General features: G+C 34.4%; 9 protein-coding genes. 4 read left to right on the top strand and 5 right to left on the bottom strand.

The window, feature by feature from the left end:
• Positions 1-80 precede the first annotated feature (80 nt).
• From IW492_RS17350 to IW492_RS17335, 4 genes are all read right to left on the bottom strand, one after another.
• Positions 81-788: a biotin/lipoyl-binding protein gene (locus IW492_RS17350; protein WP_202069304.1), complete on the bottom strand. Its 708-nt coding sequence runs from the start codon at positions 786-788 to the stop codon at positions 81-83.
• A gap of 11 nt (positions 789-799) precedes the next feature.
• Positions 800-2,956: a peptidase domain-containing ABC transporter gene (locus IW492_RS17345; RefSeq protein ID WP_202069302.1), complete on the bottom strand. Its 2,157-nt coding sequence runs from the start codon at positions 2,954-2,956 to the stop codon at positions 800-802.
• A gap of 190 nt (positions 2,957-3,146) precedes the next feature.
• Positions 3,147-3,305, bottom strand: a complete 159-nt coding sequence (locus IW492_RS17340; protein ID WP_330928464.1) for a class IIb bacteriocin, lactobin A/cerein 7B family — start codon at positions 3,303-3,305, stop codon at positions 3,147-3,149.
• 22 nt (positions 3,306-3,327) lie between these two features.
• Positions 3,328-3,468 (bottom strand): class IIb bacteriocin, lactobin A/cerein 7B family, encoded by a 141-nt coding sequence (locus tag IW492_RS17335; RefSeq protein ID WP_330928462.1) that lies wholly within the window; start codon positions 3,466-3,468, stop codon positions 3,328-3,330.
• Between the two features lie 258 nt (positions 3,469-3,726).
• On the opposite strand from IW492_RS17335, the gene IW492_RS17330 reads away from it, so the two are divergent.
• Positions 3,727-4,200 (top strand): hypothetical protein, encoded by a 474-nt coding sequence (locus IW492_RS17330; protein ID WP_202069298.1) that lies wholly within the window; start codon positions 3,727-3,729, stop codon positions 4,198-4,200.
• A 127-nt stretch (positions 4,201-4,327) separates the two neighbouring features.
• On the opposite strand, the gene IW492_RS17325 is transcribed toward IW492_RS17330, so the two are convergent.
• Complete coding sequence (locus IW492_RS17325) at positions 4,328-5,608, bottom strand: IS110 family transposase (protein ID WP_236671992.1); 1,281 nt, start codon at positions 5,606-5,608, stop codon at positions 4,328-4,330.
• A 672-nt stretch (positions 5,609-6,280) separates the two neighbouring features.
• Here IW492_RS17325 and IW492_RS17320 point away from each other — a divergent pair.
• The 3 genes from IW492_RS17320 (at position 6,281) to IW492_RS17310 (ending at position 8,818) form a co-directional block, all read left to right on the top strand.
• Positions 6,281-6,508 carry a hypothetical protein gene (locus tag IW492_RS17320; protein WP_202069293.1) on the top strand — a complete coding sequence of 76 codons (228 nt, stop codon included), beginning with the start codon at positions 6,281-6,283 and terminating at the stop codon, positions 6,506-6,508.
• Complete coding sequence (locus IW492_RS17315) at positions 6,508-7,113, top strand: replication initiation factor domain-containing protein (protein ID WP_202069291.1); 606 nt, start codon at positions 6,508-6,510, stop codon at positions 7,111-7,113. The genes IW492_RS17320 and IW492_RS17315 overlap by 1 nt, the downstream gene beginning before the upstream one ends.
• An 817-nt stretch (positions 7,114-7,930) precedes the next feature.
• On the top strand, positions 7,931-8,818 hold the full coding sequence (locus IW492_RS17310; protein WP_202069289.1) for an ROK family protein: 888 nt from the start codon (positions 7,931-7,933) through the stop codon (positions 8,816-8,818).
• Positions 8,819-8,931: the final 113 nt, after the last annotated feature.

Here is an 8,931-nt window from a genome sequence, read left to right as displayed (position 1 = left end):
TACCAGACTGTCCTGATCAGACTGCCACACACCAACTCACAATCAAATCAACAACGGAACGTAGAGATAACAGACATTTTTCACTTATTTCGAAAAGTGGCTAACTTGTTCTTGAAATTTGGGAGAGAAAAATAATAACTATCTGTTGAATTATATGCATAATTTCCAAGCACCGCATTAATAATTTCAGTTATTTCACTCATAGCCTCTTTTTTCTTTTGAATATTTTCAGAAAGAACATTTATAGAAACTTCAAGCTCCTCAATAGTATTATTATTCTCAATCTGCGCTTCATTCAATGTATTTTGATTGGTAATAACATCCATTCTATATTGTTCGTATTGTTGGTAAAACTCTGCTTCATCTTCGCTATTAGTTAATTTATTTTCATCTAATTTAACAGACTCACGTAACTTTTCCAATCCAGTTAGTTGAGCTTCTAATTTTTTGATACTTTCATCTACTTGCTGTTTTTGTAATAGTAATTCTGCGGAATCTATCTTGAGAAGAACATCTCCTTCTTTTACAAAATCCCCTTGACTAACATGTATACTCTCTACAGCCCCTCCATTAGCAGAAATGTTAATATTAGCAGTAGATGTTTTATCTTGAACTTGACCAGAAACTGAAATATATTGATCAACATATAGAAATTTGAAAGCAACTAATAAACTAATTATAGTGACAACAAAAAAAAGAATTAGTACTCTAAATTCAATAGGTGTCTTACTTTCTAAAATTTCACGACTATCTGTAACATCTGAAAAATTATTTGTTATTCGTTCCATACTAATCCTCTCTATCCAATTAGCTGTTCTTTCCATAAACCGGCATAGTAATTTCCATGTCTTATGAGCTCCTCATGTGTTCCCGATTCAATGATTTCTCCGTTTCTAAGCACAAAAATCTTATCACAATTTTTGATGGTACTCAATCTATGAGCAATAATAATTTTTGTAATATCTGGCGATAACTCATTGATGGTTCTTTCAATTCCTTTCTCAGTTATACTATCTAAGTTACTAGTAGCTTCATCCATAATTAAAATCTTAGGATTTCTAATGATTGCACGCGCAATTGCCAGTCGTTGTCTCTGTCCACCTGACAAATTACTCCCATTTTCCTGTAATATTGTTTGATATCTTGTCGGTAATTGATTAATGAAAACAGTGGCTTCAGCCATAGTGCAAGCTTTTTGAATATCTTCCAGCGTAGCAAACGGATTCCCAATTTTGAGATTATTTTCTATAGTATCACTAAAAAAGAAATTATCTTGTGATATGTAAGAAATGTCATTTCTTAAAATGGAAGTTTCTATATCCTTAATATTATAATCTCCTATGTATATTTCTCCTGTTTCTACTTCATAAAACTTCATTAATAGTTTTGCCAACGTTGTTTTTCCAGAGCCACTTTCTCCTACTAAGGCAATCTTTTCTCCGTTCTTAATCTCCATGGATATATTTTTTAGTGTTAAGTCTCTTTGTCCATAACGAAAAGATATATTGTCAAATTTCACAGAATTTCCCAAGTTAACAGCTTGAATTTTTTTATCGTCATACATCTTTTCTGTTTCTAAATTCATGATATCTGCCAACCTATCAGCAGCCACAATTGCAGTTTGCATTGTTGGCTGTAAGTTAACCAAATTTTTAATGGGATCTAAAAAATATATTAATAGAGTATTGAATGTCAGTAGCTCTCCTAATGTTAGCGCATTGTCAAACACTGTGAAAGTCCCGATACATATAATAAAAACTTCACCAATCTCTGAAATGGTATTCCCTAAGCTACCTTGTACATTATAAAGAAGCTCTGTTTTAAAATTCTTATTTAGAAATTTCACAAATAAAGAATCTGTCTTTTCAGAAATTTTTCTTTCTACACCATAAGATTTTACCATTTCAATTCCATTTAAAGACTCGACTAGATACGATGTCAATTGAGCATTACTTTCCATCTGTTCCTCATTCGCAGTCTTCAAATAGTTATTAAACAAAATTATCGACATACTATAAAGGATAGCGATAATAAGTGCTATGAAAAACAGTTTATTATTTTGTGTATACAACACAATAGAACCAACTACTGCCATTAACCCATCAATCATAATAGTAACTGTCGCATTAGATATTGCTTCCCTAATTTTTGAAGCGTCATTAAATCTTGATATGATTTCCCCTATTTGTCTGGTGCCATAAAAATTCATTGGCATTCTTAGCACATGGTTGTAGTATCCCAATATCAAAGGGATGTCAATTTTTTGACTAAGATATATCATTAATTGCCCTCTTATAAAAGAAATCAGATTTTTTAAAATATACATAATAATCATTATCGCAGTCAATGTTTTTAGAGAGGTCGTCAGTGTATTGGGTATGATGTCATCCACTATAAACTTGAAGTAAAATGATGTTCCAATTCCAAGTAAAGTAATTAAAATAGATGCTAAAAAAATGTTCGCAATCAATCGAATTTGAGGATATAATAACGGTAAAAATTTTTTTAATGTACCATTTGAAATATCTGTTTTTTCAAGATTTACTGTTGGATGCAGCAGTATTAACACGCCAGTCCAAATAGAAAAAAAATCTTCAACGGATTTTTTTTTCAAACCTTCATTTGGATCAGCAACTATAACTGTTTTTGGAGTTATTTTGTGTATAACTACATAATGCTGCAAACTATTGTCAATAATCACATGTGCTATCGCTGGTAAAGGGAAATTAGCTTTCAAAAAATCTTCCTTCTCCCCCTTGACCCCTTTTGCCGAGAACCCCAATTTTTCAGCCGCTAAGATAAGCCCGTATGCGTTAGTACCAAACTTGTCTGTCCCAGCTGCATCTCTTATAACTGAAATAGCTACCTTCATTTTATATTGTCTACAAATAGTTGCTAAACAGGCTGCCCCACAATCTGCCATACTCTCTTGCTTTATACATTGGTACTTAGCCATGCTAACTCCTTTCAAATCACATAAAAACACAAAAAACCAATTAAAGTACATGTTGGTTTTTTGTGTTTTTATTTTCTTCTAATTTTTTTTAAACCGGTAAAAATTCCAGAAAGAAAACCAATACTTAACAATAATGCTATACCAACATCTGAAAACATATTAAACACCAACTTTCAACTATGACTGTTAATTATCCGAATACTCGTGCTAAAACATAACCCAGAGCGAATCCTAAAAGTAAAATCAGTCCACCCACTAAACAAACGAATAAAACTCCGCCACCATTTACTTGACGCAATTCTTGATCCTTAAGACTTACAAAATTTGTATTTTCTAATGCAAGTTCCACAGAATTATCCCCCATTTACTTATTATTTTTTTCTGTTCACACGATTCAATCCTACTGCAATTCCTCCAGTAAAACCAACTGTGAATAATGTTGCTGCTACAGCCGCAGTAATTAGGAAACCTCCATTAACCGCTTCTAATTCATTTCTTGTCAAATCTTTCACATTATTCCCTCCTTTCTCATCTATCTATTGTAAAGCATTCAATCCTACTACTATACCTAAAAGAAATCCAATAGAAAGTAAAATTGTGAAAAAAATCACGAATTGCTCTTCTGTCATTCCTAATTTTTCATTCATAACAAAACACATCCTTCTAGTTAAAAGAAAGGTTCAGTTTTCAAAATGTTGTGGTATAATTGTATAATACTTAACAACAAAAAACAATTGTTTTTTACAAAAAAACAGAAAGAGTATATTTATATGAAAGATATTTCAACAATTAGAAATTATGAACTGGGTTTTTGCTTAAAAATAAGAAAATCTCTCCTTCAACAAGAAATACCCCTGCTAATTAATGAATTAGAAACCTGTATAATTGGTAATAATCTAACTAAAAGAGGGAATACGATTAGTGGAATCCATGAAAAAAGTTCTGATTATAATGCTGGGAAAGTAGATATAGAAATAATCCAACCCGTGTTATTCCAAGAAAACATTGCGCTTTCCGCTTCTATAGAAATAATTGAAAATTGGTATTTAAAATCTTCTTTACACTATACACATACTGGAAATCCACAAAATTTACAAAATAGTGCTAATAATCTTAAAAATTATATCTTAGAAAATGGCTTGAATCCAATAACTCCTATTTTCAATCTACCTTTAGTTATTCCTACTTCACTCAAAGATATTGATACTTCTGTCTATGAATTAATAATTGGTATAGACGAATGATAGAAGCATTCTAATTTCAGAAAAGGTTAGTGTGAAAACAAAATCACTCAATATCAGAAGCGAGCCTAGAAAAAAGAGTATGGCAAATAAACGTCAAAAACTATAGGTCTGACGATAAGAAAAATTTTTAAGTAGAAACTGCTAAGTCTTTTCTAACAAAATCGTCTGGTAATACGCCCTCACAAATAAGGAATTTGGTTGCTTGTTTAATTGCTTTTTCCTTCTGCTTTTGAACAAGATTGTCTGACCTATCAATCTTATACAAGTCAGTGGGATTCCAAACTTCACCAGTAGAAAGCATATGATAAATCGCTGTAAGCATCATGCGGGCAATGGCGATGATTGCACGCTTATTCCCACGTCGTTTATAAATACGCTCATAGTTCAAACGATAATACGGATTTTTCTCTTTTGCTTTTACCGCAGCGTGAGCACACTGGACGAGTGCTGGCTTTAAGTAAACACCGGCTCGAGAAATACGAACAGATTTTTTCTTACCTGCGGATTCATTACTACTAGGTGAAAGACCCGCCCAGCAACATAATCTCTTTGAGGTTGAAAATTGAGACATATCAACGCCGATTTTAGAGATAATTTGGACAGCTGATTGACGGCGAAGCCCTGGAATCGTCTCTAATAGTTGAATAGCTGGTTCATAGGGTTCAACCATTTGAGCCAATAAATAATCAAGGAAATCAATTGAGTGGTCGAGGTACATCTTGTGCTCTTCGATAATTTGTATTCGAAGAATTTGTTCATTCGTAAAATGATCCCCTTCAATTGAGTCGATAAGCTCTTGTCCCTTAGGTTTCATTCGACCATGAAGCAATGTAAGGACATGGTTCGGATTGAACTCTTTAGTAGAAATCAAATAATCACGAACGTTTTTGGAACTGACACCGAACATGTCAGAAACCACAGAGTCCATGGCAACATTGCCAACGGTAAAGGCGTTTTGAAGACGATTCTTCTCGCTGGAACGTTGACTGACTAATCGAGTCCGATAACGAGTAAACTCACGTAAGACTCGGACATCCTTTGCGGGGATAAAACTGCCTTTTACCAATCCCATACGGAATAGTTCGGCAATCCATTTGGAGTCCTTCGTATCATCTTTGTTTCCTTTCACTGCACGCACCCATTTAGGGTTCGCAATCGTGACATTCATCACGTCTTCAAGCAAATTGGAAACAGGGACCCAATACTTACCGGTACTTTCCATACAAACATCGTAGCACGTGCATTCTAACAGCCAGTTTTTCAAAGCCAGAATCTGGTTGTTAAAAGTTGAAAATCGTTTCTTCTGATAATGCGGCGTCAATTCGCCGGCTTTCGTGGTGATGATGGTAGCGATCAAAAAGCTTTTGTGCACATCAATCCCACAACAAACGGGATAAACGACTTTCATGATTCTTCGCTCCTTTCTATAAGTAGCGGAGAGGCAGTGACTGGCTGGGGCAGCATTTAACAGGAGTTGTTAAAACAATGATTAGTGTGCGGACTTTGATCGTTCCACTCATTTGTGCTTGAATGCCCCAGTCTTACACTGGTTAGAATACTGATTTAAACAATCAAGGTTTCCTACAACTCACCTCACCGTGCTTTGTAGTGTGCCTCTCCTATCTTTATTATAAACGGAAATCCGCATCCGTTTTCATTACTATTTGACTCGAAGAGCGGAGCGAGTCGAGATGGAGGTTAGGATGGGAACACTACATCTCCACAATTAATTTTTAATAGTAAGAAGCGTCTGGGCATCAATTTCCCAGACGCTTTGTGTATTTGATGTCGCTGAATTAAGTATTACTTAATAAGATATGAACTTTTCATAATCATATAAAAACAAAGATTGTAGATAAACTACTATTATCTGCTTACCTAATTACCTCATTCAATTATTACTATTTTTCTAATTTTTTTCGATTGTCAGAACGCTTTTCTTTTAGTAACACCACCCTCTAGAGTCGATTAAAAGTAATGGTTAATGCTGTTCTATCAGTGTTTCTAGGCAGTCCATTTTGGCAAAAAAGTACTCTCATTTTTTCAACGGTAGTCTCAGAAAAAGGAGGTGATTGATGACTTGGCATCTCAGAATAACTTGCGAGTGCTGTTTGATTGGATTCAAATTCAGCTATTCATTAATGAGCCTCTGGATACAATTATTCACAATATTTTAGGTATTCCCAGCGACTATTTTTTCTTGAAACAAGGAAAAATAGAGCATTATGACTACGATCATGTAGTAGAATATGGAGCATCCGTATTTACTCTGATTCATCTGAACAAAAATTGGATTGTATGTTGGTAATGAGTGGAGAAGCACTAGAATTTTATCGAACAGAGGTGCTCGGCAAAATGAAATTAACGGTGAAAGACTTTCTACTGAATTTATTTCAAGTATATGAAAATCAATTCAAGATTACTCGAGTTGACCCAGCAATTGATGATTGGAATACTATTCCTTATTTCACTCCTCAACAGTTAATGAAGATTTGTAGAAAAAAACGATTTATTTATGGGAAAAGCACCTACTTTGATGTGTACGGACTTGAAACAAATGAAAAAGGGATGACTGTTTATCTAAAGCCACCCTCTGCGGATAACCGCATTAAGTTTTATGACAAACAGGCAGAACAAGCAAAAAAACAAGGCGTACGAAAAAAAGATATTCCACCTTGGATACGTACTGAAATTGTTTTCCGAAGAGAAAAAGCCCATGAATTTGTTCGTCACTATTTAGCCTTAGATAGTGAATTGATAGATTTAGTCAAAGGATATTTAAAAGCGAAGGTAAAATTTTATACGGATGACGAATTCAAGACCCCTTTAAGAGCTTGGGTAAAATTTCTTGGAAAATCTCGTCCTTTTTCCCTCCTTATTCCAAAAACTAAATCAGGACTGGTAACGATTTGAATTAGATGAAGTCATGCCAAAATTTGAACAAGAAGAATGAACAAATGAAAAAACAGGAGAGGTCATCTTAGGTTCTGATGGGCGACCACGAAAATTTGATACAGAAACCATTATCGGATACAAGTATTCTGTCGCTATCTTAGATGGACAATTTCGAAAAAAAGCGACACAAGTGACTGTTTTAGGCGCAGAGCTTATTATCACAAACGAGACGATTATGAAAGTAGATTAGAACAGGTATATATGACGAAAAAGGAAACATATACCTACCTCCATGTTTCAAACAATACACTTGATAAGTTTATTGAAGCAGGACTGCCTAAAGTTAGGTTAGCAGGAGTTACACGCTTTAATAAACAAGCAATCGATCAATGGTTGCCTGGAAATGTTGAAAGATAAACGTATAATCAGTATTTTAACTAACTGTCCTGTCAACAACAAAAATGAATGGGAAATAATAGGGAAATTTTGGATTCAGAAAATAAATGATATGGTTTTCACTATTATTTTCTTCATTCTTTTGTCCTAGTTCCCTTTTCAGCAACAATTCCACACATCCATTCAGTTATGTTATACTTATGAAATTGAACGGCTGGTATATCTTAACAGAAAATTTATGTTTGCTTATTGGACATTGAACTATTTTTTAGGATTCGTGCGATAAGCATTAAACATGGTTACATTCCGTAAAGATAAACTAAAAATGTATTTTTAGGGGATTCTTTCAGGATAGTTTCTATTTGCTATCATATCCGGCAAAACTCAATTTCACTTGCACTATCTCTTTTAAAATTAAATGACAGAAAGGGAACAATACATGATTATTAGTTTTGATGTCGGCGGCATCTTTATAAAATATGGCTTGTTTGATATGAACGGCACCATTATTGATCAGGACAAACAGCCTTCTGAAATCGATACAGAGGAGCAGTTTTTTTCGTTTATTGAAAAGATCATTACGATGTATGAACGTAGATATATGATTAAAGGAATCGGCTTCAGTTTTCCTGGAGTAATTGACAGTGAAAATGGGATTCCTATTGTTTCCGGTGCGATTAAACCTTTAAAGGGGAGACCGTTTATTCAGCTTTTAACGGAGAAAACAGGTTACAAGTACCCTATCTTCATTGAAAATGATGGAAACTGTGCAGCTTTGGCCGAAATGCATTCGGGTAAAGGACAGATGCATAATGATTTTGTTGTGATGACCTTGGGAACTGGTATTGGCGGGGGTGTTATCAACAATCGAAAATTGATTAAAGGTGCTGGTTTCAGTGCCGGAGAATTTGGTATGATGTTGATTCCTGATCGAAATGGAAAAAAAGAAATCATTGCAAAATATGCTTCTACTCAGGGATTATTAAATTTGTATCGCAAGCGTTTAGGAATTACTTCGGCCACACCAGTTACCGGAGAAGAAATTTTTAAAGGAAACACTCCCCAGAAAAAGGATGTACTGAAGCTTTGGGGAGAGTATATTTCCATGCTTGTCTACAACATCATTGTTACAATGAATCCTGAGAAAGTCTTGATTGGTGGAGGTGTCAGTCAAAACCCTCAACTAATTCCTCTTATCGAAAAACCTCTGAAAGAGTATCCTGAATGGAATTTATTTGAAACACCAGTAGAGCGTTGTCATCATCAAAATGATGCAGGACTGATCGGAGCATTCTATCTTGTTTACAGCCAAATAAAGGCTCTATAATATCTAGTGTTGGTGGCGTGATTGTCACTGACACTTTTTTCATTTTGAAAAAAAACAGGAAAGACATCTTGAAATCCAGTAGAATTAAAGTCGACAAAAACCAATTCAAAGGA

The organism is Enterococcus sp. BWB1-3, assembly GCF_016745275.1.
GTDB lineage: Bacteria > Bacillota > Bacilli > Lactobacillales > Enterococcaceae > Enterococcus_L.
Note: the sequence above shows the minus strand (reverse complement) of the source record. Positions and strands in the feature narration are given on the sequence as shown.

Coding starts and splice junctions, on each gene's coding strand:
- IW492_RS17350 (WP_202069304.1), bottom strand. CDS start 788: ATGGAACGAATAACAAATAATTTTTCAGATGTTACAGATAGTCGTGAA.
- IW492_RS17345 (WP_202069302.1), bottom strand. CDS start 2,956: ATGGCTAAGTACCAATGTATAAAGCAAGAGAGTATGGCAGATTGTGGG.
- IW492_RS17330 (WP_202069298.1), top strand. CDS start 3,727: ATGAAAGATATTTCAACAATTAGAAATTATGAACTGGGTTTTTGCTTA.
- IW492_RS17325 (WP_236671992.1), bottom strand. CDS start 5,608: ATGAAAGTCGTTTATCCCGTTTGTTGTGGGATTGATGTGCACAAAAGC.
- IW492_RS17315 (WP_202069291.1), top strand. CDS start 6,508: ATGAGTGGAGAAGCACTAGAATTTTATCGAACAGAGGTGCTCGGCAAA.
- IW492_RS17310 (WP_202069289.1), top strand. CDS start 7,931: ATGATTATTAGTTTTGATGTCGGCGGCATCTTTATAAAATATGGCTTG.